The sequence below is a fragment of the Yinghuangia aomiensis genome (genome assembly GCF_039542225.1).
In the GTDB taxonomy this organism is placed as follows: Bacteria; Actinomycetota; Actinomycetes; order Streptomycetales; family Streptomycetaceae; genus Yinghuangia; species Yinghuangia aomiensis.
Genome location: NZ_BAABHS010000017.1, coordinates 40,495 through 61,915 on the forward strand (window position 1 = coordinate 40,495; position 21,421 = coordinate 61,915).

Consider the following 21,421-nt stretch of genomic DNA (forward strand, 5'->3'; position numbering starts at 1 on the left):
GAACCGACCCAACCGGCATCCGCACTGGTCTAGTCCATGCAGGCTAAGCCTCACGGGCGGGTGCGGTCATGCGTGCGGGGCGGCTCGCGGGGACGTGTCGGAATGTTTGCCGGTTATGCGCGGCTTTCCGCGGCCTCATCGGTGGCATCGGCCGCGTCGGCTGCATCCGCCCCATCGGCTTCGGCGCCCTCGTCGTCCTCGTACATGGCGGCGACCGCGCGGGCCTGGGCGGCGACCGCGCGGCGGAGTTCGGGCGGGCCGAGGATCTCGGCTTCGGCGCCGAGCTGCAGGAGTTCGTGGGCCCCGTAACGGAGCGATTCGAGCGGGAGGACGGCGCGCACCCATCCGTCGGCGTCGGGTGCGCTCGCGGTCTCGGCGACGGCCCGCTCGCGGTACGGCCCGAACAGCGCCGCGACGGCGAGCCGGGCCCGCGGCGACAGCCGCACGACCGCGGGCACCCGGTACAGCTCGTCCTCGAACCGTTCGGCCCACGCCGCCCAGTACTCCGGCAGGGAGAACTCCGCCTCGCGCTCGAACTCCTCTTCGACGGGCTCCAGTTCGTCGATGCGCCCGACCCGGTAGGTGCGGTGCGCGTCGCCGTCGACGGGCTTCGCGACGAGGTACCACGCACCGGCCTTGAGGACGAGCCCATACGGTTCGAGCACCCGTTCGGACGCCGCGCCGCCCCACCGCCGGTACCGCACACGGATGCGATGCCGCCGCCACACCGCATTCGCCACCTCCGCCAAGTGCGGCGACCGGTCGGCTTCGCGGTACCAGCCGACGGTATCGAGGTGGAAGCGCTCGGCGGTGCGTTCGGCACGCTCGCGCAGCTCCGGCGCGAGCCCGGCCATCAGCTTGAGCTGCGCGGACGCGACGACCGCGCCGAGCCCGAGTTCGGCGGCCGGCCCGGGCAGGCCGGCGAAGAGCAGCGAGTCGGCCTCGTCCGCGGTAAGGCCGTTCAGGCGGGTCCGGAAGCCGTCGAGGAGCCGGTAGCCGCCGGCCGGGCCGCGTTCGGCGTACACCGGGATTCCGGCGGCGCCGAGCGACTCGATGTCGCGGTAGACCGTCCGCACCGACACCTCCAGCTCGTCGGCCAGCTCCTGCGCGGTCACCCGGCCGCGGGTTTGCAGGGTGAGGAGGACGGACAGCAGTCGGCTCGCACGCATGTTCATATTCTCTCCCGGATCCTGACGGGATCTGTCAGGTATGCGGAACAGAATCGGCGTGGAAGCGGAGCGGGGTGGAGAGGAGCAGCGCCATGACGGACGAGGTCGGCCGGACCCAGGACGCCGGATTCCAGATCGGGGTGTCGAAGACCCTGCCGTACCCGGCGGAACAGGTGTGGGAGTTCCTGACCGACGACGACGGCGTGGCGCTGTGGCTGGGCGCGGGCGCGGAGCTGAGCCCCGAGAAGGGTGCCCCGTACCGGACGGACGAGGGAACGGAAGGCGAGGTGCGCAGCTACCGGCCGCCGGACCGGGTCCGGGTGACGTACCGCCCTGCCGCGTGGGACCACGACACGACCGTTCAGGTGGCGATCCGCGCCGCGGGCGAGAAGACGATGCTGCGGTTCCACCAGGAGTGGCTGGCCGACGCGGAAGAACGGGGGCGGCAGCGCGAGCATTGGCGGGCGGTCATGGCGGCCGTGGAGGAGGGCCTCGCGGCGTCCGGCAGTGACGCTTCGTAATCGGCCGGCGGGCCGAGGGGAGTTTTCCGGTGGCCGAACGTTGCCGGGCGGGCTCGGCGGGTACGAGTGAGGCGTGCCCGTCCGCGGTGGCGGAGCGCGGCGAGTCCCGACGAAAGGCGACGTCATGAGCGGCTTCCTCGACCAGGCGAAGGAGAAGGTCCGGGAAACGGTGGCCACGGGGAAGCTCAAGGCCGACGAGTTCCAGGCCAACCGCGCCCAGTCCGACTTGTTCAAGCAACTCGGCGCCGCGTACTACGCGGAGCAACGGCAGGGGGCGCCCCACGACGAGGTCGCCCGGCTGCTGGGCCTGCTGGACGCCCATGCGGAGTCCCATGCGAGCGAGGGGGGCACGGGCTCCGCCCCGGGCCCGGAGGGCGGCGAGCCGCCGGGACCGGTCGGGTTGGCGTAGGCGCCCGGATCGCGGCGGGCCGCCCGACGGGGCGGTCCGCAAGACGGCGGACGTTGGCGGCGGCGGTGCCCACAACGCACCACCGCCGCCGCCGTTTGCCGCCACCCCTCGGCGCCGTTCTTGCTCTCGCGTTCCACCCCCGTGTATCTCTAACCGGATGGTGAGGAAGCAGACCGACCGGATGGCCGCCGCCGCGCCGACCGACGACCCCGCGGTGGCCGGCATCGAAGCCTTCATCACCCAGGTCACCGCGATGAGCCGCCTCCCGGCGTCCCGCCGCCGCCTCCGGCGTCTGGCGCAGATCGACACCCACGAGTCCGGCATCGGCATCCTCATGCTGCTGTCCCGGACGGGCCCGCTCTCGGTCACCGACTTGGCCCGCCACCTCGGCGTCAACCAGTCCACCGCGAGCCGCCAGGTGGCCCCGCTGGAGGAAGACGGCTACCTGACCCGCACCGTGCACCCCTCCCACCGCCGCATCCAGCTCCTCGCCCTCAGCGAGACGGGCGCGGCCGCGTGCGAACGCGCCCACGCGGTGGGACGGCGGGACATCGCCTGGGCGATCAGGGACTGGCCCGCCGAAGACCGCACCCGGCTGAGCGAACTGCTCGAACGCTTCACCGACACATGGGCGGAGGCGGCGATCGACCAGGGACTGACGCCGGAGCCGATGCCGGCGGACCACCCGAAGGCCGGGGCGTCGGCGGCGGAGTAGCTCCTAGGCCGATCCGAACCCCCGATCCGGGAGCCCGCCCGATCGGCACGCCGCGGCGGAGCGGCGACGCTGGACGCATGAGAGCCACAGCAATCCCCGGTCTCGCGTACGCCGGGATCCGTGCCCGGCCGATGACGTTCGCCGGGCTCGCCGCGGCGGTGTTCGTGGTCGCGGCGATGCTCGGCTATGCGGTACGGCAGCGGGAGTTGGTGCTGCTGCGGGCGGTCGGGGCGACGCCGCTGCAGGTGCGGCGGATCGTCCGGGTCCAGGCCGCGGCGGTGGTGGCCGCGACGAGTCCGGGCGCGTGGGCGGCTGGGGCGTACGGTGCCCGGTGGTTCGTGCATGCGCCGTCCTCGGAGCGGGCGGCGGGCGCGTCTGCCCAGATGGTGACGGGCGGCCGGGTCGTTCCAGGTCGCTCCACCGCGGGCGCACGACGGGTGATCCAGCAGGGCAGACATGTCGCCACCACGCTGTAGACGCACTCGAAGAGCGCAACGCATTAACGTCCGCTCCCGGAACTCGTCAACATCCGCTGTCGTGCCACACAGACCAGCCAGGGTGGCTGACGCCGAGGGTCTCTGTTGATTTTTGATCCGACGCGGCAGGTCCCCGCAGAAATACAGATAGTCCACTTTCGTTCACCGGCTATAGCATAAGGGCCCCGAAATGACTCCGACCGCCGGAGCCCGGTCAATAGGATCCCGATTCGAGGCAATCAAATATGACAGGATTGAGTTTACACTCTGGAGAATTTTGGGAAATTATGAGAGCGCAGTCCGTTGGCGAGATGACAGAAATCGTGGACACTGCTGTCGGATCACGGTTTTCTTTCAAGATTTCAGCACCATATCCGCCGATTCCGCCCGGTGAGCGCATAAGTCTGGAGAAGCCTCCGGAACGGATAAGTCTAAAGAAAGCAAAATTATTGGGCGCTTCGGTCGTGCACCACCGCTTGGTGAACCCCGAAGCCCATGCCCTGTTTTTACACGCCCACCCCCTCCCGCTGGCGCCGGAAAATGCCGGGCCCGGTGCCGGGAAGCCTTCATGGGGTCGGGCCTGGCAGGGGGGCGTGAGTATCAATACACGGTATCTGGATGCGAAATCCGGACCGGAAGGCGACAAGTTTGCCGTCAAAGTGATTCATGAACTATCGCATGCCGCCTTCTCGCGACTTGGGTCACTCGAAGAAGGGGATTTCAACTGGCCTCCCCTGGGGAGAAACCATTTCGACGCTGCCCGGAGGTATCTGAGGGCCCGGGTTGGCAAGGCGGACGTTGAGCCCGGTCAGGTTCTCCGAGCGATGGGATCATATGCCGCGACCTACGCTACTGATTGGATCCATGGTATATCGGAGCTGGGAGCCGAGGTGGGAGGACAAGCTCATGTGTACGGGTGGGAAGGGCGGGACGACGCCTTGGGAAGACTCGCGAATGCGTTCCTCCCCAACGCGTCGGATGTCCTCCGCGTTGCTCCAGATTTTCGTGCCGCGCTGCACTGGATGAATGAATCACTTGCGCCGGACGGCCATTTAACACAAACCATGGCACGCCACCTTGGCGACAGATTCTCCGTTTCCATTCATGGCACCCGCGGGTCCGATGATAATCGGGGCCGGCGACCACCGACATCTTCTCCGTCGCCAACCCGTGTAACAAGTGTGGGATTTACCCCCCTCGCGCCCTCGGTGAGTAAGCAGGATGGACTTTCACCGAGGAATCGTGCAGCTATGCCCCCCATGATGCTCGCAGCGATGAGCGCGCATGCCGATAAGGGCCTGGCACGCAAGCTGAGGTTTGGTTCGGGCCACGAATGACTTGGCCAAGTCACGGGGCGCGGCCGGTTGCCGGAGAGTTGTCCACCCACGGGCCGTCGGGCCGCGCTTGTGAAGCGGCGGGTGTTGATGGTCGCGATGTACCAACGCAACACCTACCGCATCACCCCCGGCACGCGGCTGCGCCATCCCGCCGACCACGGCCGCCTCCTCGACCAGGCACTCGGCCTTCCCCAATCCGAGGACGAGGACGAGGACGGTGACGGACGGCGAGGACGACTCCCTCGAACCAGCCCCAGGCGCAGAAGCCAAGCAGTGCGCGGCTCCGAACCCGACGACAGGGGCGCCGGACACGGCTTCGGCGCCGCACGGATGCGCGCCCGGCTCCGGCGCGGACACGTAGGCTGGCCGGATGTCGACTCCGGACTTCATCCTCGCCCTGCGCGCCAAGGTGGGCACGCATCCGCTGTGGCTCTCCGGCGTGACCGCCGTGGTGGTGGACGGTGATCGCGTCCTGCTGGTGCGCCGCGCCGACAACGGCGCGTGGACGCCCGTCACCGGCATCATCGATCCCGGCGAGCACCCCGCCGACGCGGCGGTCCGCGAGGTCCTCGAGGAGACGGGCGTGGACGCGGCGCCGGAGCGGCTGGCGCTCGTGCACGTCACCAAGATGTCCGTCTACACGAACGGCGACCAGGCGCAGTACCTGGACCTGGTCTTCCGCTGCCGCCACCTCGGCGGTGAGCCGTATCCGGCGGACGGCGAGAACACCGAGACGGCCTGGTTCCCGCTGGACGCGCTGCCGCCGATGAGCGAGGACATGCTCAACCGCATCGCCACCGCGGTGGGCGAGCATGCGGCCGCGCATTTCCACGTCGGGGGCGCGGTCACGGCCGGGCTCGGCTGACGCGGGACCGGGTCGCGGCGGGGGTTCGGGCTCGCCCGGGCCCGGTCGGGGCGGGGTTCGGCCGGAGCGCGCCGGCCCGCCGCCGTCCGGCCTATCCGCGGGCGCGGATCCGGTCGGTGACCTGCGCGAGGTCGGCGTCGGCCACGTCCGGGAACGCGGTGAGCGTGGCCAGCACGGCTTCGGCGATCGGCAGGCGTGCCGCGTCGGCGGCGAGGCGGACGTCCTTGGCGGCAAGCCGCACCGCGAAGTCGCTGCCGGTGGCGGTGGCGCGGGCGTACGGGCCCGCCAACGGGCTTGCTGCCAGCGCGCGTTCCGCGGCCCCCGCGGGCACGCCGAGGGCGTCGGCCAACGCCAGCGCTTCGCCGATCAGGGCGACGCCGCCGACGACGGCGTTGATCACGACGAGCTTGAGCGCGGCCCCGTCGCCGAGCGCGCCGCACGGCAGGACGGTGCCCAGGTGGGCCAGGACGTCCGTCACCTGGTCGGTGTCGCCGCCCGCGTAGATCAGGAGTTCGCCGGCCTCGGCGCGGTCCACGCTGCCCAGCACCGGGGCGTCGACGAGGTGGACGCCGTCGGGGAGTTCGGCGGCGATCGCGCGCAGCGCCGCGGGGCCGATCGTGGACATTTCGATCACCCGGGTGCCGGGCTTGAGAGCGGGTGCGAAGGCCGCGACGACGGCGTGGACGGCGTCCGGGTCGGCGAGCATCGTGACGACGATGTCCGCGTCCGCGACGGCGTCGTGCGGGTCGGCGGCTATTCGGGCGCCCGCTGCCGCGAGGGGTTCCGCGCGGGCGGCGGTGCGGTTCCACACGGTCAGCGGGTGACCGGCGGCGAGAAGGCGGCGGGCCATCGGCAGGCCCATACGCCCGAGACCCAAGAAGGCGATGTGTTCCATGGCCTTGACGCTAGGCGCGCACAAGCGATGCCACCAGCGATTGTCTAGCATGGTTGCCATGCAGGAACCGCATGCCTCAGGGCGCACCGACGCGGCACGGCCCACCCCGGCCGCCGACGGGCCGCTCGCACGGTCCCACGCCGAGCCCGTGGCCGACGCCGGCATCGCGCGCACCGCGGCCGATCCCGTGGCGCACGACTTCTCGACGGCCTGGCTCCGGGTCTTCCTCGCCGTCGCGGAAGCCGCGTCGTTCACCGCGGCCGCCGTCCGCCTCGGCTACACGCAGTCCGCCGTGTCGCGGCAGATCTCCGCGCTGGAGGACGAAGTCGGCTCTCCGCTGTTCGATCGACTCCCCCGCGGCGTACGGCTCACCGACGCCGGCCACGCCCTGCTCCCCCGGGCCCGCGCCGTGCTCGACCAGGTGGACCTGGCGCGGCGCGACCTGGCCGAGCTGCGTGGGCTGGCGCGCGGCCGGGTGCGCGTGGGGGCGTTCGCCACCGCGGGCGCCGCGCTGGTGCCGCGGGCCATCGCGGGCTTTCTCGCGGACCACCCCGGTGTCGGCCTGACCCTCGACGAAGACCTCACGCCCCGGCTGCTCGCCGCCGTCGCGGCGGACGAACTCGACGTCGCGGTGGTCAGCGGGCCCGCCGGCCACAGTCCGGATGCCGAGCTGCACCACCTGCTCGACGAGGTCATGCTCGTGGCCCTGCCCCGCACGCATCCGCTCGCCGGACGGCGCCGGGTGCGGTTGGCCGAGTTGGCCGCGGAGTCGTGGATCGCGGGCGGGCGGCGGCCCGAGCAGACCCTGCTCGGGCCTTACCTGCGCCCGGACTTCGCGCCGCGGATCGGCTTCGTCGCGTCCGACTGGATCGCCAAGCAGGGGCTCGTCGCGGCGGGGCTCGGCGTGACGCTGGTCCCGGCCCTCGCGGCGGGCGCGCTGCGCGCGGATCTTGCGGTGTGCGCGCTGGACGCCGACGACGTCCCGGTGCGTGCGGTGCATGCCGCGACGCGCCGCGGCGTGGCCCCGTCGGCGGCGGCCGCGGCATTCCTCGGGCAGCTGCGCGCGACGGCCCGGACACTGTCCGCCGAACCGGCCGCGCTCGTGTGAGCCCGGGACATCACCGGAAAAACTCTTCGGTTGGTCCACTCGGGTCACGTGCACCGGCCCGGTGGGCGCGCGTTCGCGGGGTTGTCGGTCCCGGCCCGTAGCGTGGTCGGCTTGTGTGGACGGCCGCCGGGGACCATGCCCGCACGCGCCGTCCGCGCAGCTCCGAGGGGCTCGAGGGAAAAGGGGAAGCAATGGCGCGTTGGGCCGATGTGGCCAAGGACGAACCGGGGTTCGCGGCGGAGGTGCAGCACGCGTTCGACGCGTTCACCCACAAGACCGTCGCGACACTGCGGGCGGACGGCTCGCCGCGCATCAGCGGTACCGAGTGCAAGTTCCTGGACGGCGACCTGTGGTTCGGCAGCATGCCGGGCGCCGTCAAGGCGAAGGACCTCCTGCGTGATCCGCGGTTCGCGCTGCACTGCGGGACCGGCACCGCGTCGGGTGCCGACTGGCGCGGCGACGCCAAGCTCGCCGGCCGCGCGGTGGCGATCACCGACCTCGGCGAGAAGCTCGCGGTGTTCGAGTCGTGGGGCGGCGAACTCCCGGACCCGGGCGCGTCGTACCTGTTCCGCGCGGACCTGTCCGAGGTCGTCATGACCGGCCTGAACGCCGCTTCGGACGGCCTGGTGATCCGCGTTTGGCAGGAAGGCCGCGGCCTCCGGTCGCTCGAACGCAGCTGAACACGCGGGGGTGGGGCCCGGTGGCGGTGCCGGGCTCCGTCCCCGTCAGGCGAACGCGTCGGCGAGGGCCGCGACCGCGGCGTAGGACGGGATCCCGGCGGCGATCTCCCCCACCGCGTCCGGGGATTCCGCGGTGATTGCGCGGGCCGCCGCGACCGCGGCGTGCAGGGCGGCCCGGAACAGCAACGAGCCGCAGCTGATGCGGGCGACGCCGAGGTCGGCGAGCCGGGCGTAGGTGTGCCGGTCGGGCGCGTACAGCACGTTCAGCGGGACCTCGATCCGGGCGACGACGGCGGCGATCGCCGTGTCGCCGGGCAGCGACGGGACGAATACGCCGTCCGCTCCGGCCGCCGCATAGGCCTCGGTGCGGCGCAGCGTGTCGGTGAGCGGGTCGGCGCCGCCGCCCAGCCAGTACGTGTCGGTGCGGGCGTTCACGAACAGGTCGGGGGCCGCGGCCTTGATCGCGGCGATCAGCCGCGCTTGGGTGGCGGTGTCGGCGAGGGTGCCGTCGGCTCGGCCGTCCTCGATGTTGATCCCGGCCACGCCTGCCGCGTTCAGGTCCGCGGCGAGTGCGGCGATGTCGTCGGGGCCGCCGCCGAAGCCGGATTCGATGTCGGCGCTGACGGCGACGGGCAGCCGGGCGAGTCCGCGGGCGAGCGCGAGGGTCTCGGTGCGGGTCGCGCCGTGTGCGTCGGGCTTCCCGGCGGCCGCGGCGACGCCGAGGCTCGTGGTGCCGACCGCGGGGAACCCTTCCGCGGCCAGCGCGGCGCCGGATGCGTGGTCCCACGCGTTGGGCAGCAGCAGCGGGCGCGGGCCGCGGTGCAGGGCCCGGAAGGCGAGGTAGACGCGGGAGCGGTCGGGGGCGGTCATCGGGGCTCTCCGTGGGGTGTGGGGATGCGGACGTCGAGACGCACGGGGACGCGGGGGTTGGCCGGCTCCTGGTAGGCGGTCGCCGCGTCGGGCTCGGCAAGCTCGGCCGCGGCGAGCAGCGGTTCCAGGACGCCGCAGGCCAGCGCGAGCGCATGCGCGGATCCGGGGCAGGGCCGGAGCCCGGCGCCGAAGGCGAGGTGTCCGGGGTCCGCCGCGGGGCGGTCCGGGTCGAAGGCGTCCGGTGCCGGAAACACCACGGGGTCGCGGTTCGCGGCGGCGAAGTCGAGGGCGACGGCGGTGCCGGGCGGGTGCGCGGTTCCGTCGACGGACAGCGGTTCGGTGGTGCGGCGGAGCGTCGCACGTACCGGCGGGTCGTGCCGGAGGGTTTCCCCGACCAGCCGTTCGACCGGGACGGCGCGGGCCGCGGGCGGGAGGCGCAGGGCGGCGGCCGCGGTGTTGCCGACGAGGCCGGCCGTGGACTCGCAGGTCTGCACGAGGATGCCGATCAGGTTGGCGATGTCCTCGGAACCGGCGTGCGGTTCGGCGGCGGCGAACATCGCCGCGAGGTCGGCGACGGCGGGGTCGGCGCGGCGGACGGTGTCCTCGTCGGCGGTCGGGTGGTACGCGGCCGCGGCCCGGACGGTCGCGGCAGCCGCGCGGTCGAGGTCCGCGTCCGGCGCACCCAGCGCGGCGGCGACGACCCGCAGGGGGACGCGGCGGGCAAGCGCGGCCATGACGTCGACGACGACCGTGCCGTGCGGATGCGCGGCCTCCGACACCGTGGGGCGGGAGGCCGCCCACAGAGCGGTACGCGCCAACGTCGCCGCGGTTTCCCGGCGAGCCGCGTCCCGGAGGTCGTCGGGCCGGAGCGCCGCAAGGCGGGCGGTGACGTAGGCGCGCCGCCGGGCGTGGGTCTCGCCGTTGGCGAAGCGGGCGACGGATGCCCGCAGCCAGGCCACTCCACGTGCCGGCGCGCCGGTCAAATCGGTGGCGGCGGGCGGGACTTGGTACCGGGGATCGGCCAGGACGCGGACGACCGCGGCGTGGCCGCAGATGGCGACCGGCGCGGTGGCGGTCGGCGACGCGTGTTCAGGGCTCGTCATGTCCTCGACGCTAGGCCGAGGACGTTTCGGCGCTCGCCGAATCGTGCCTGCGGCATGCTGGACGGGTGACCGAATCCGACCGTTCCGCCGCCCGGCTCGCCGCCGTCGCCGGGCTGCTCGCGGACCCCACCCGGGCGGCGATCTGCCTGGCACTGGTCGACGGGCGGGCCTGGACCGGCGGCGAACTCGCCCGCTACGCGGGGGTCGCCCCGTCGACCGCCAGCGAGCACATCAGCCGCCTGGTCGCGGGCGGCCTGCTCGCCGAGGAACGCCAGGGGCGGCACCGGTACGTCCGGGTCGCCGACTCGCGCGCCGCGCAACTCGTCGAAGACCTGGCCGCGTTCGCCGGCCCCCCGGCGCAGCCCGCGACCACCCTCCGGGCGCGCAGCGTGTCGGACGCGCTGGCCCGCGGCCGTACTTGCTACGACCACCTCGCCGGGCGCCTCGGCATCGCCATCACCGACGCCCTCACCACGCGCGGCCTGCTCGTCCAGGACACCGGCTTCGCGCTGACCGACGCAGGCCTCGCGTGGTTCGCCGCCCAGGGCATCCCGCTCACCCCGTCCCGCCCCGGTCGCCGCCCGCTGGCCCGGCCCTGCCTGGACTGGACGGAACGCCGCGCCCACCTGTCCGGGATCGCCGGTGCCGCGCTGTGCACCCACGCCTTCGACTCCGGCTGGTGCGAACGCTTCGGTTCACGGCGCGCGGTCAAGGTCACGCCCCGCGGGGTCGAGGCGCTGCGGGAGACCCTGGGGATCGATCCGGCGCTGTTGTCCGCGTGACGACGTCGAACGTCCCGGTCCGCGGCCGCGGCGGCCACCTGTTCGGCCGTATACGGAGGCGGCCGTCATGGGAATTCCCGGAAGATCGCCGGATAGGTGCCTAGGTGCCGCGTCTCCGGGTATCGGCGAGTGCCAAGCGGGTGTCCCGCGGGTGTCCGCCGTTGTCTTCGCTCGTTGACGCGCGCGGACCGGCGGTTTGCTCCGTAGGCTGCCCGGTATGCCGGTTGTGCGCCGTGGCGCGCTCCGGCGCACGACGTCCAAGCCCCGGCGTAAGGAGTGCGGTCCATGGCGCGTCCCAAGATCGTGGTGGTCGGCGGCGGCTTCGCGGGAGCCGAATGCCTGCACCGGCTCGAACGCAGGCTCGCACCGGCCGAGGCCGACCTGTGCCTGGTCACCCCGACCGACTACCAGCTCTACCTGCCGCTGCTGCCGCACGTCGCCGCCGGGGTGCTCACCCCGCAGTCGGTGGCCGTGTCGTTGCGCCGGCGGCTGCGCCGGACGCGGATCCTGCCGGGCGGCGCGGTGGGCGTCGACCCCGCGGCGAAGGTGTGCGTGGTCCGCAAGACCACCGGCGAACTGGTGAACGTGCCGTACGACCACCTGGTCCTGACCGCGGGCAGCACGACGCGTACCTTCGACATCCCGGGCCTGGCCGAGCACGCGCTGGGCATGAAGACGCTCGCGCAGGCCGCGTACCTGCGCGACCACGTCATCTCGCAGCTCGACCTCGCCGCGGTGACCAGCGATCCGGTGGAACGCGACGCGCGGCTGCGGTTCATCGTCGTGGGCGGCGGCTACGCGGGCACCGAGACCGCGGCCTGCCTCCAACGGCTCACCACCGCCGCCGCGCACCGCTACCCGCGGCTCGACCCGGCGAACATCGAATGGCACCTCGTCGACGTCGCGCCGAAGCTGCTGCCCGAACTCGGCGAGAACCTGGGTGCGAAGGCCATGGCCATGCTGCGCAAGCGCGGCGTGGAGTTCTCGCTGGGCACGTCGGTGAAGGCGATCGAGCCGACGCAGGTGACGCTCACCGACGGCCGGGTGCTGCCGTCGCACACGCTGATCTGGACCGCCGGTGTCGCGGCGAGCCCGCTGGTCGACACGCTGTCGTGCGACACGCTCCGCGGGCGGCTCGTGGTCGCGCCGGACCTGACGGTGCCGGGGCTGGCGGACGTATTCGCGGCGGGCGACGCGGCTGCGATCCCCGACCTGGCGAAGGGCGGGGACGCGATCACGCCGCCGACCGCGCAGCACGCCCAGCGGCAGGGCAAGACGCTCGGCGACAACGTGGCCGCCCGGATCCGCGGCGACGTCATGCGGCCGTACTTCCACAAGGACCTGGGGCTCGTCGTCGACCTGGGCGGCAAGGACGCGGTGTCGAAGCCGCTCGGCGTCGAACTCCACGGCATCCCCGCGCAGGCGGTCGCCCGCGGCTACCACCTGATGGCGCTGCCGACCATGACGGCGCGGACCCGCGTGATGGTCAACTGGGCGCTGAACGCCGCCGCGGGCGACGACTTCGTGCGCACCGGCTTCCAGACCGGCCGCCCGGCGCGGCTCCAGGACTTCGAGTACACGGACGCGTACCTGAGCCGGGATCGCATCGAGGAGCGGGTGGGCAACGGCGGCTGACGACGAGGCGCCTGCCGACGACACAAGCCGCAGGCGCGGTTGCCGATCGGCGAGCGGCCGGGCGGGTGACCGGCGGGTCAGCGCGGTTTGCGGGCCTCGATGAGGAACCGCGTCGTGTGGGCGACGAAAGGGCCTTCCGCGGTGATGCGGTCGTGCAGGTCGCGGAGGCGGCCGCGGTAGGCGTCCACGGTGAAGCCCGGGACCATCCAGATGACCTTGCGGAGGAAGTAGACCACCGCGCCGATGTCGAGGAACTCGGTGCGCAGCGATTCTGCGCGCAGGTCGACGACCTCCAGACCGGCGGCTTCCGCGTCGTGGCGGGCGTCGTCGGGGTGCCGTTTGCGGCGCACGCCTTCGGGCTGCGGGCCGAGGAAGAACTCGACCAGTTCGAACACGCTGGCGGGTCCGACCTGTTGCGACAGGTAGGTGCCGCCGGGGGCGAGGACACGGGCGATCTCGTCCCACCACACGGTGACCGGGTGGCGGCTGACCACCAGGTCGAAGGCGTCGGCTGCGAAAGGCAGCGGCGGCTCGTCCGGGTCGTGGACGACGGCCGCGCCGAGGGGGTGGAGCAGCCGAGTGGCCTTGGCGACATTGGGTGGCCACGATTCGGTGGCGACGGTCAGCGGCGCCAGTTTCGGGACGCCGGCGAGGACTTCGCCGCCGCCGGTCTGGATGTCGAGCGCGGCGTGGGCATGCGCCAGGCGTTCGCCCATGAGCCGCTGGTAGCCCCACGACGGCCGCTGCTCGGTGGCGCGCCCGTCGAGCCAGGAGAAGTCCCAGCCTTCGACGGGCGCGGCCTCGGCTTCGGCGACGAGGGCTTCGAAGGTGTTTTGTGCCATGGGGGCATGGTTTCAGCCGTGCGTCCCCGGTCGCGACGTGATTTCGGGGGTGGCGTCGCGGTCGCGGGCGCGACGTGGTTTCCGGGGTGTTGTCGCGGTCAGGAGACGCGGGCTGCGGCGGGCGTTCCGGCAGGGGTGGCCTTGGGGGCTTCCGTGCGGCGGTGCTGCACCGGGATGCACGCGGCGATCGCGGCGGCGGCCAAGGCGAGCGCGCAGCCGATGAGCAGGCCGACGTGGAAGCCGCTCTCGGACGGCAGCGCGCGTCCGCCGAAGTCGGTGGTCATGTGGGAGAGCACGACGCCGACGATGGCCGCGGAGACGGACGTGCCGACGGCGCGCATCAGCGTGTTGAAGCTGGTCGCCGACCCGGTTTGGGACGGCGGGACGGCGCCCATGATGAGCGCGGGCATGGCGCCGTACGCGAGCGCGAGGCCGATCATGCAGATGGCGCCGACGAGCATGACGCCCCATGCGGTGCCGAGCAGCAGCAGCGAGGAGCCGTAGCCGAGGCCCATGACGATCGAGCCGCAGACCAGCGTGACCTTGGGGCCGCGTGCGGCGGACAGCTTCGCGCCGAGCGGCGACACCACCATCATCATCAGGCCGGACGGCGCCATCCACAGGCCCATGGCGACCATGGACTGGCCGAGGCCGTAGCCGGTCTCCTTCGGCAACTGGAGGAGCTGCGGGAGGATCAGCGCCTGCGCGTACATGGCGAGGCCGAGCACGATCGAGGCGGCGTTCGTGAGCAGGACGGTCGGCCGGGCGGTCACCCGCAGGTCGACCAGCGGGGCGGTGGCGCGCAGTTCCCACCAGCCCCAGACCGGGAGCAGGACGACGGCGGCGGCGAGCAGGCCGAGCGTGGTGGCGCTCCCCCAGCCCCAGTCGGCGCCCTTGGACACGGCCAGGAGCAGGCAGATCAGTGCCAGGCCGAGGCCGATCGCGCCGGCGAAGTCGAAGCGGCCGGGTTTGGCGGCGGCTTTGGGGGTGGCGGGGACGTAGAACCATATGAGGACGGCGGCGAGGGCGCTGAGTCCGGCGGCGCTCCAGAAAAGCGCGCGCCAGTTGGAGTTCTCCACGACGAGCGCGGCGACCGGCAAGCCGAGGGCGCCGCCGATGCCCATCGAGGAACTGATGAGCGCGATGCCGGAGCCGAGGCGTTCGGGCGGCAGGATGTCGCGCAGCGCGCTGATGCCGAGCGACACGATGCCGGTGCCCATGCCTTGCAGCGCGCGGCCGATGATCATCGGCACGAGCGAGGTGGCGAGCGCGCACACGATCGAGCCGACGATGAGCGGGACGGTGCAGAGCAGCAGCATGCGGCGCTTGCCGTACATGTCGCCGAGCCGGCCGCTGACCGGGGTGACGACGGAGGCGGTCAGCAGCGTGACCGTGACGATCCACGCGGAGTTGGCGGATGTGGTGCCGAGGATGTGCGGAAGTTCGCCGATGAGCGGCACGACGATGCTCTGCATCAGCGACGCGATGATGCCGGCGAACGCGAGCACGCCGACCACGCCGCTGCTGCGGACGGCCGGGGTGGAGCTGTCCACGCTGTTCTCCCGTGTCTTTCGAGGGGGTTGCGGTCCCCCGCGGCTCTTCGCGGCCGTGCGCGGCCTTCGAGCCAAGCGGCATGTGCGGGATGCACATGATGTGCATCATGCACATGTCATGCATTACACATATCATGTGCAGTACACACACCTCATGTGAACTGCACAACACGCGTAGGGTGCAAGGGGAGGCAAAGGGGCGCACATGGACATGGACACGGACATGGACACGGAGAAGCCGACGCAGCTGGTCGAATACGAGACGATGCTGCTCGGGCGGCACTTCATCATGACCGCGCGCGCCAAGGGCGACGAGGGCTTCCTGGACAGCAGTTCGTATGTGCTCCTGAGCCGGCTCCGCATCCAGGGGCCGATGTCGCTGCGCCTGCTCAGCGAGGCGTTCGGGCTGGACGTGTCGACCCTGAACCGGAAGACCGCGGCGCTGCAGCGCGACGGGCTGCTGGAGCGCATCCCCGACGACGAGGGCGGGATCGCGCGCAAGTTCCGGCTGACGGCGGAGGGCGAACGGCGGCTGGACCACGAACGCTCGGCGACCGTCAACGGCTTGGAGAAGGTCCTGGAGGACTGGAGCGCCGAGGACGTCGCACGGTTCGCCGACTACCTGCTGCGGTTCAACCGGCGGGTGGAGGACCTGGTGGGGCGGCCCTGGCCGCGGGTGGGCGACGCGAACGCGGGCGACGACGCGGACTGATCGCCCCTCGGCCGTGCGCGGCCGTGCTGCCGGTCATCGCCCGAGCGCCCCGCCGAGCGCGTCGAGGACGGGTTCGCCGGCGATCCCCAGGGCGACGGATGCCGCCGCGAGGACGTAGGCGAGCACCGCGGCGGACCGGTCGACCGCCGCGGTCGCCGGACCGGGGCGGCCGGAGACCGCGGGGCGGATCCAGCGCAGGTAGTAGAACAGCGAGGCCACCGTGTTCACCGCGGCGACCACGGCGAGCCAGGCGAAGCCGCCGTCGACGGCGGCGGTGAAGATCCCGAGCTTGCCGAGGAACACCGCCGTCGGGGGCGTGCCGACGAGGCCCAGCAGGCAGACGACCAGACCGAGCGCGAGGGCGGGGCGTCGGCGGAGGAGGCCGCGGTAGTCGTCGAGGGTGCGGGCCTGCGGCAGGGCGCAGACGACAGCGAAGGCGCCGAGGTTGGTGACGGCGTACGCCGCCAGGTAGTACAGCAGGGCCTCTTGCGCGTTGTCGGCCCGGCCGGCGACCGCGATCGGCATGAGCAGGTAGCCGACTTGGCTGATGCTGGAGTACGCGAGCAGCCGTTTGGCGTCCGTCTGGAAGAACGCCGCCAGGTTCCCCAGGCTCATCGCCGCGACGGACAGCGCGGCGACCAGTTCGGGCCACGGGACGGTCGACGGGACGAGCGGCTCGGCCGCGAACCGGTAGAAGGCGGCGAGCGCCCCGATCTTGGGCAGCGTGGTGATCAGTGCGGCGACCGGCGGCGTGCTGCCTTGCACCGCATCCGGGACCCAGAAGTGCGCGGGGACGGCGCCGGCTTTGAACGTCAGACCGGCGAACACGCCCACGGCACCGGCCGCGACGAGCCCTTCCGGCGCGGTCGGGAACGCCGCGGCGAGCGCCGGGTAGGCGGTGCCGCGCGCTGCCGCGAGCAGGACGGTGATGCCGGTGAGCAAGAGGATGCCGAGGGCCGCTCCGACCACGTAGTACTTGAGCGCGGCTTCGGTGCCGGGCCGGTCTTTGCGGAAGCCGACCAGGGTGTAGACCGGGACGCTCGCCAGCAGGTAGGCGGCGGCGAGCAGCAGCAGATCGTGCGCGCCGCCGAGCATGAGGGCGCCCAGCGCGGCGAGTTGGACGAGCACGTAGAACTCGGTCTCGCGGAGGTCGGCGCGGAACCACGGTCGTCCCAGCAGGACGACGGCGAGGGTGCCGCCGAGGACGACGATGCGGACGGTCGACGACACGGCGTCGATCGCGTAGCCGCCGCCGAAGACCGTCGACGGGGTGTCCGCGGCCGCGACCCCGGCGGCGGCCAGCCCGGCCGTGCAGGCGATCACCGCCAGCGCGGCGCCCGGCCATTGGCGGTGGCGGGGCAGCCAGGCGCCGAGGAGGAGCCCGACGAGGGCCGAGGCACCGACGAAGATCTCGGGCAGCAGCTCGGCCGGGTTCTCGTTCATTCCCGTCATCGCGCGAGCAGCTCCAGCACGCCGTGCGACGCGGGCTCGACGACGTCGAGCAGGAAGCGGGGAGCGAGGCCCAGGACGACCGCGAGCCCGAGCAACGGCACGATGGCCGCGGCTTCGTGGCGGTGCAGGTCCGGGAACGCGGGCGCGGCGCCGGGACCGCCGGGGAGGCGCAGCGGGCCGAGGAACATCCCCTGCAGGGCGCGCACGAGCAGGGCCGCCGTGAGCAGGATTCCGAGCACGGCCAAGCCCGCGGCGAGCGGCCTCGGGTCGAGGCTGCCGGCGAGGATCTGCAACTCGGCGATGAAGCCGGAGAATCCGGGGAGGCCGAGGGACCCGAACACGGCCAGTCCGGTCAGCGCCGCGAACAGCGGTGCCCGCGCGGCGATCCCGGAGTAGGCGGTCATGGTGTACGTGTGGCCGCGCTCGTGGAGCACGCCCGCGAGCAGGAACAGGGCGCCGGTGAGCAGCGCGTGGCTCACCATTTGGTACGTGGCCCCGGTGACGGCCAATTGCCGCGCGGCCCGGGTGTCGGCGGTGGTGACGGCGGCTGCGCCGATCGCCAGGAGGATGTAGCCCATGTGGTTGACCGACGTATACGCGACCATGCGCTTGAAGTTCGTCTGGGCGAGCGCGACGAGGGCGCCGTAGAGCACGGAGACCACGCCGACGACGACGAAGACCAGGCCGTACGACCGCCATGCCTGCGGCAGCATCGGCAGGGCGATCCGCAGGAATCCGTAGGTGCCCATCTTCAGCAGCACCCCGGCGAGGATCGCCGATCCTTCCGCGGGTGCTTCGGTGTGGGCGGGCGGCAGCCAGGTGTGGAACGGGACGGTGGGCGTCTTGACGGCCAGGCCGACGGCGACGGCGAGCAGGACGAGCGCCCCGTAGGCGGTGCGCCCGGCCAGCGGGTCCTGCCGGGTCAGTTCGACCATGTCGAAGGTGTGCGGCTCCGCGGCCAGGTACAGGCCGATGAAGCCGAGCAGCAGCGCCAGCGATCCGATGAACGTGTAGAGGAAGAACTTCAGGGCCGCGCGGGCCGCGTCGGCGTGGCCCCAGCCCGCGATGACGAAGTACATCGCGACGATCGACAGGTCGAAGAAGACGAAGAAGACGATGAGGTCGAGCGCCGCGAACAAGCCCAGGCAGGTGGTCTCCAGGAACAGGAACAGGGCGGCGAAGTCGCGGATGCGGTGGTTCCGGCGCGCGGCGAAGACGGCGCAGGCGAGGAACAGGACGGCGGTCACCGCGATCAGCGGCAGCGACAGCCCGTCGACGCCGACGTGGTAGCTGATGCCGACGCTGGGGATCCAGCGCGCCTGCGTCTCGTACTGGATGCCGCCGTCGTCGGCGTAGTGGCCCCACATGATGCAGGTGAGGACCAGGACCGCGGCGGCCGTGCCGGCCCACACGGCCGTGACCACCCACCGCGGGATTCGGGCGGGCAGGCACACCAGGACGGCCGCGACGGCGGCGGGCAGGAAGACGAGGGCGGTGAGCACCGCGGTCACCTCACGAGAACGAAGACGACGGCGAGCAGCGTGAACGCCGCGACGGCCTGGGCGAGGTACTGGTGGAGCTGCCCGGTCTGCGGCCGCCGGGCGAGCCGCCCCAGCGCCCGGCAGGCCGCGGCGACGCCGCCGACGGATCCGTCGATCGCGGTTTCCAGGCGGCGGTTGACGGCACCGGCCAGCCGCACGGTGCCGTGCGCGAGTACCTCGGTCCCGCGGTCGAGGACCCGGTCGTCGAAGCGGGCCGCCCAGGCCGCCATGCCCCGGACGGGCGCGACCGCGACGGCGTGCGCGGCGGCTTCCAGGCCGAGCCAGTCGTGCAGGACGGCCGGGGACGACGCCCGCGCGCGGCGGTGCCGGTCGGCCCAGGCCCAGACGGCTCCGGAGGTCGCCACCGCCAAGGCCCCGCTGAGCGCGTACTCCCAGCCCGCCGCGGTGGGTTCGCCGACGGCGTCCAGCGTGCGGGCGAATGCGGCGTGGACCGGCGGGAGCGCGACGGCGGACAAGGCGGCGCAGGCGACGGCCAGGACGGTGAACGGCACGGCGACCGCGAGCGGCAGGCGGCCGTTCTCCTGAGACGCAGGCCCCTGAGACGCAGACTCCTGCGGCGAAGACTCCTGGGCCGCGGGCTGCCACACGTACCAGAGCGCCTTGACGGCGTACACCGCCGACACCACGGCCGCCGCCGACCCCGCCGCGTACAGCGCCGGTTCCTTCTCCAGCGCGGCCGCCAGCACGGTGTCCTTGGCGACCCACAGTGACAGCGGAGGAACGCCCGCCAACGACAATGCCGCCACGGTGAGCGCGGCACCCGCCGCGCGCTGCCGCCGGGCCGCGCCGCGCAGCCGGGCGAGGTTCTGGGTGCCGAGTGCCGTGAGCCAGAGTCCCGCCACCAGGAAGGCAAGGCTCTTGGCGGCGGCATGCGCCATGAGCTGCGAGGTGCCGCCGGTGGTGGAGCCGACGCCCGCGGCCAGCACCATGAAGCCGATCTGCGCACAACTCGACGCCGCCAGAAGCTGCTTCAGCTCGGTCTGCGCCACCGCGACCAGGCCGAGCAGGAGGGCGGTGGCGACGCCGGTCCACGCCACCGTGTCGTCCGCCCACCCGGTCGCGCCGAGCAGCGGCTGCACCCGGATGAGCAGATAGGCACCCGCCACCACCATCGTCGCGGAGTGCAGCAGCGCGGACACCGGGCTCGGACCCTGCATGGCCTTCGACAACCAGAAACTGAACGGGAGTTGCGCCGACTTGCCGAGCGCGGCCGCGATCACGCCGCCCGCCGCGACGTGCAGCCACGGGCTCGGCGCGCCGGCCAGCCGGTCGAGTGCCGTCCCTCCCCCGGCCGCCACGGCGGCGCCGAAGGCGAGGTAGAGGCCGAGGTCGGCCGCGCGGGTGGTGATCAAGGCGGTGTAGGCGGCACGCACGCGGACGGGCTCGCGCCACCAGTACCCGATGAGCGCCCACGAGGTGGCGCCCATGACCTCCCAGCCCATGAGCAGCGCGGGCAGTGTGGTCGCGGTGACGGTCACGAGCATCGCGCCGCTGAACAGCAGCATGAGCCCGAAGAAGCGGCAGCGGGCTTCGTCGGGGCCGATGTCGTGGACGGCGAACATCAGGACGGCTGTCGTGACCGCGGCAACGGTCACCACCAGGAGTCCGGACAGCCCGTCCACGGCCAGGCCGAACGGCGCGCCTTCCAGGAAAGGCACGGCCGTGTGCGGATGCCGGAAGGCGGCGACGACCGCGAGGACGGTGTCCGCGGCCGCGACCGCCGTCGCCGCGCCCGGCGCGAACCGGTCGCCGCGGCGTCCGGCCCCGGCCCCGGCCCCGGCCCCGGCCAGCAGCGCACCGGCGGTCAGCGGGACCGCGACCAGCGCCCACGGCAGCGCGGTCACCCGCGCAACTCCGCGGCCTCGTCGGTCATGTCGACCTCGCGTTGCCGGAACAGCGCGGTGACGACGGCGAACCCGACGGCCATCTCGACCGCCATCACGGTCACCGCGAGCACGATCAGGACCTGCCCGTCGGAGGAGGCGGGTGCGATGTAGTGCCAGATCGCCGCGGCGGCCAGGATCACGCCGCCGATCATCAGCTCCAGGCCCATCATCAGCATGACGATCGACTGCTGGGTGAGCGCCCCGAACAACCCCACGCTGAACAGGGCGGCGGCGACCAGGAGGAACAGTTCGAGGTTCACCGGCCGACGCCTCCGCGAACCGGGTCGTCGGCGGGCCTGGTCCGCAGATCGTCGCCGAACCGGTCGTACCGGCCGCGGCGGGTGGCCAGCACGACCGTGGACACGATGGTCGCGAACAGCGTGACGCCCAGCGTCATCATGGTCAGCATCTGCGGCCCCATCAGGGCCAGTCCGAGGGCCTTGGTGGGGTCCGCGTCCGGCATCGTCCCGGCGCGCCCGGGCCACGGCGCCAGCAGGATGCCGACGGCCAGCGCGGCGAACACGCCCGCGCACACGGCCGCGGCGCCCTTGGTGTTGTGCACCATGGACATCGGCATGAGGCCGGCCGGGTTCATCATGAACATGACCATGAACACCGCCATGATGGCCATCTCGATGGTCATCATGAGGATGACGACCACGCCGAGGTAGTCCAGGCCGAGCTGGATCACGAGACCGCCGACGCACAGCAGCGACAGCAGCAGCGCGTACGTCGCCCGCGGCATCGAGTCGAAGCGGAACACCATGGCCCCGCTCACCACCGCCGCCACGGACAGCACCCAGAACACGGTGTCGCCGAGCATCCTTCGTCTCGCTCCCTTCCGCTCCC

General features: G+C 72.6%; 21 protein-coding genes. 10 read left to right on the forward strand and 11 right to left on the reverse strand.

Features of this window, described 5'->3' with window-relative positions:
* Positions 1-113: 113 nt before the first annotated feature.
* A complete protein-coding gene (locus ABEA93_RS23400; protein WP_345677673.1) occupies positions 114-1,169 on the reverse strand; it encodes a helix-turn-helix transcriptional regulator in 1,056 nt (351 codons plus the stop codon).
* Positions 1,170-1,261: 92 nt separating this feature from the next.
* Between ABEA93_RS23400 and ABEA93_RS23405 the strand changes: the two genes are divergently transcribed.
* The 5 genes from ABEA93_RS23405 to ABEA93_RS23425 all read left to right on the forward strand — a co-directional run bounded on the left by ABEA93_RS23405 (position 1,262) and on the right by ABEA93_RS23425 (position 5,492).
* Entirely contained in the window at positions 1,262-1,690 is a 429-nt protein-coding gene (locus ABEA93_RS23405) for an SRPBCC family protein (RefSeq protein ID WP_345677674.1), read from the forward strand.
* Positions 1,691-1,814: 124 nt separating this feature from the next.
* Positions 1,815-2,099 (forward strand): hypothetical protein, encoded by a 285-nt coding sequence (locus ABEA93_RS23410; RefSeq protein WP_345677675.1) that lies wholly within the window; start codon positions 1,815-1,817, stop codon positions 2,097-2,099.
* A gap of 157 nt (positions 2,100-2,256) precedes the next feature.
* Complete coding sequence (locus ABEA93_RS23415) at positions 2,257-2,814, forward strand: MarR family winged helix-turn-helix transcriptional regulator (protein WP_345677676.1); 558 nt, start codon at positions 2,257-2,259, stop codon at positions 2,812-2,814.
* A 77-nt stretch (positions 2,815-2,891) separates the two neighbouring features.
* Positions 2,892-3,290, forward strand: coding sequence for an FtsX-like permease family protein (locus tag ABEA93_RS23420; RefSeq protein ID WP_345677677.1), 399 nt, complete (start codon positions 2,892-2,894; stop codon positions 3,288-3,290).
* Positions 3,291-4,997: 1,707 nt separating this feature from the next.
* The gene (locus ABEA93_RS23425) at positions 4,998-5,492 is read left to right on the forward strand and encodes an NUDIX hydrolase (RefSeq protein WP_345677678.1); all 495 of its coding nucleotides are present in this window, start codon (positions 4,998-5,000) and stop codon (positions 5,490-5,492) included.
* A gap of 91 nt (positions 5,493-5,583) precedes the next feature.
* On the opposite strand, the gene ABEA93_RS23430 is transcribed toward ABEA93_RS23425, so the two are convergent.
* Positions 5,584-6,387: an NAD(P)-dependent oxidoreductase gene (locus ABEA93_RS23430; protein ID WP_345677679.1), complete on the reverse strand. Its 804-nt coding sequence runs from the start codon at positions 6,385-6,387 to the stop codon at positions 5,584-5,586.
* Positions 6,388-6,445: 58 nt separating this feature from the next.
* Between ABEA93_RS23430 and ABEA93_RS23435 the strand changes: the two genes are divergently transcribed.
* Positions 6,446-7,495 (forward strand): LysR family transcriptional regulator, encoded by a 1,050-nt coding sequence (locus ABEA93_RS23435; RefSeq protein ID WP_345677680.1) that lies wholly within the window; start codon positions 6,446-6,448, stop codon positions 7,493-7,495.
* Positions 7,496-7,686: 191 nt separating this feature from the next.
* Positions 7,687-8,175, forward strand: coding sequence for a pyridoxamine 5'-phosphate oxidase family protein (locus ABEA93_RS23440; protein ID WP_345677681.1), 489 nt, complete (start codon positions 7,687-7,689; stop codon positions 8,173-8,175).
* Between the two features lie 45 nt (positions 8,176-8,220).
* On the opposite strand, the gene ABEA93_RS23445 is transcribed toward ABEA93_RS23440, so the two are convergent.
* Both ABEA93_RS23445 and ABEA93_RS23450 read right to left on the reverse strand, forming a co-directional pair.
* Positions 8,221-9,045: an isocitrate lyase/PEP mutase family protein gene (locus ABEA93_RS23445; protein ID WP_345677682.1), complete on the reverse strand. Its 825-nt coding sequence runs from the start codon at positions 9,043-9,045 to the stop codon at positions 8,221-8,223.
* Positions 9,042-10,148, reverse strand: coding sequence for a cytochrome P450 (locus tag ABEA93_RS23450; protein WP_345677683.1), 1,107 nt, complete (start codon positions 10,146-10,148; stop codon positions 9,042-9,044). The genes ABEA93_RS23445 and ABEA93_RS23450 overlap by 4 nt, the downstream gene beginning before the upstream one ends.
* 65 nt (positions 10,149-10,213) lie before the next feature.
* Between ABEA93_RS23450 and ABEA93_RS23455 the strand changes: the two genes are divergently transcribed.
* A complete protein-coding gene (locus ABEA93_RS23455) occupies positions 10,214-10,930 on the forward strand; it encodes an ArsR/SmtB family transcription factor (RefSeq protein ID WP_345677684.1) in 717 nt (238 codons plus the stop codon).
* 285 nt (positions 10,931-11,215) lie between these two features.
* A complete protein-coding gene (locus ABEA93_RS23460) occupies positions 11,216-12,565 on the forward strand; it encodes an NAD(P)/FAD-dependent oxidoreductase (RefSeq protein WP_345677685.1) in 1,350 nt (449 codons plus the stop codon).
* 77 nt (positions 12,566-12,642) lie between these two features.
* Here the strand turns inward: ABEA93_RS23460 and ABEA93_RS23465 are convergent, their stop codons facing one another.
* Together ABEA93_RS23465 and ABEA93_RS23470 are read right to left on the reverse strand one after the other, a co-directional pair.
* Positions 12,643-13,407: a methyltransferase domain-containing protein gene (locus ABEA93_RS23465; RefSeq protein ID WP_345677686.1), complete on the reverse strand. Its 765-nt coding sequence runs from the start codon at positions 13,405-13,407 to the stop codon at positions 12,643-12,645.
* Between the two features lie 98 nt (positions 13,408-13,505).
* Positions 13,506-14,960, reverse strand: a complete 1,455-nt coding sequence (locus tag ABEA93_RS23470) for an MFS transporter (protein WP_345677687.1) — start codon at positions 14,958-14,960, stop codon at positions 13,506-13,508.
* A gap of 205 nt (positions 14,961-15,165) precedes the next feature.
* Here ABEA93_RS23470 and ABEA93_RS23475 point away from each other — a divergent pair, with 205 nt between their 5' ends.
* Positions 15,166-15,672: a MarR family winged helix-turn-helix transcriptional regulator gene (locus ABEA93_RS23475; protein WP_425585058.1), complete on the forward strand. Its 507-nt coding sequence runs from the start codon at positions 15,166-15,168 to the stop codon at positions 15,670-15,672.
* A gap of 33 nt (positions 15,673-15,705) precedes the next feature.
* Here the strand turns inward: ABEA93_RS23475 and ABEA93_RS23480 are convergent, their stop codons facing one another.
* From ABEA93_RS23480 to ABEA93_RS23500, 5 genes are read right to left on the reverse strand one after another with little or no spacing between them, the layout of a single operon-like run.
* Complete coding sequence (locus ABEA93_RS23480; protein WP_345677688.1) at positions 15,706-17,124, reverse strand: NADH-quinone oxidoreductase subunit N; 1,419 nt, start codon at positions 17,122-17,124, stop codon at positions 15,706-15,708.
* Positions 17,121-18,626 (reverse strand): complex I subunit 4 family protein, encoded by a 1,506-nt coding sequence (locus ABEA93_RS23485; RefSeq protein ID WP_345677689.1) that lies wholly within the window; start codon positions 18,624-18,626, stop codon positions 17,121-17,123. Before ABEA93_RS23485 ends, ABEA93_RS23480 begins: the two co-directional genes overlap by 4 nt.
* 5 nt (positions 18,627-18,631) lie before the next feature.
* Complete coding sequence (locus ABEA93_RS23490) at positions 18,632-20,530, reverse strand: proton-conducting transporter transmembrane domain-containing protein (RefSeq protein WP_345677690.1); 1,899 nt, start codon at positions 20,528-20,530, stop codon at positions 18,632-18,634.
* Complete coding sequence (gene nuoK, locus ABEA93_RS23495) at positions 20,527-20,832, reverse strand: NADH-quinone oxidoreductase subunit NuoK (protein ID WP_345677691.1); 306 nt, start codon at positions 20,830-20,832, stop codon at positions 20,527-20,529. Before nuoK ends, ABEA93_RS23490 begins: the two co-directional genes overlap by 4 nt.
* Positions 20,829-21,395, reverse strand: coding sequence for an NADH-quinone oxidoreductase subunit J (locus ABEA93_RS23500; RefSeq protein WP_345677692.1), 567 nt, complete (start codon positions 21,393-21,395; stop codon positions 20,829-20,831). Before ABEA93_RS23500 ends, nuoK begins: the two co-directional genes overlap by 4 nt.
* Positions 21,396-21,421 lie beyond the last annotated feature (26 nt).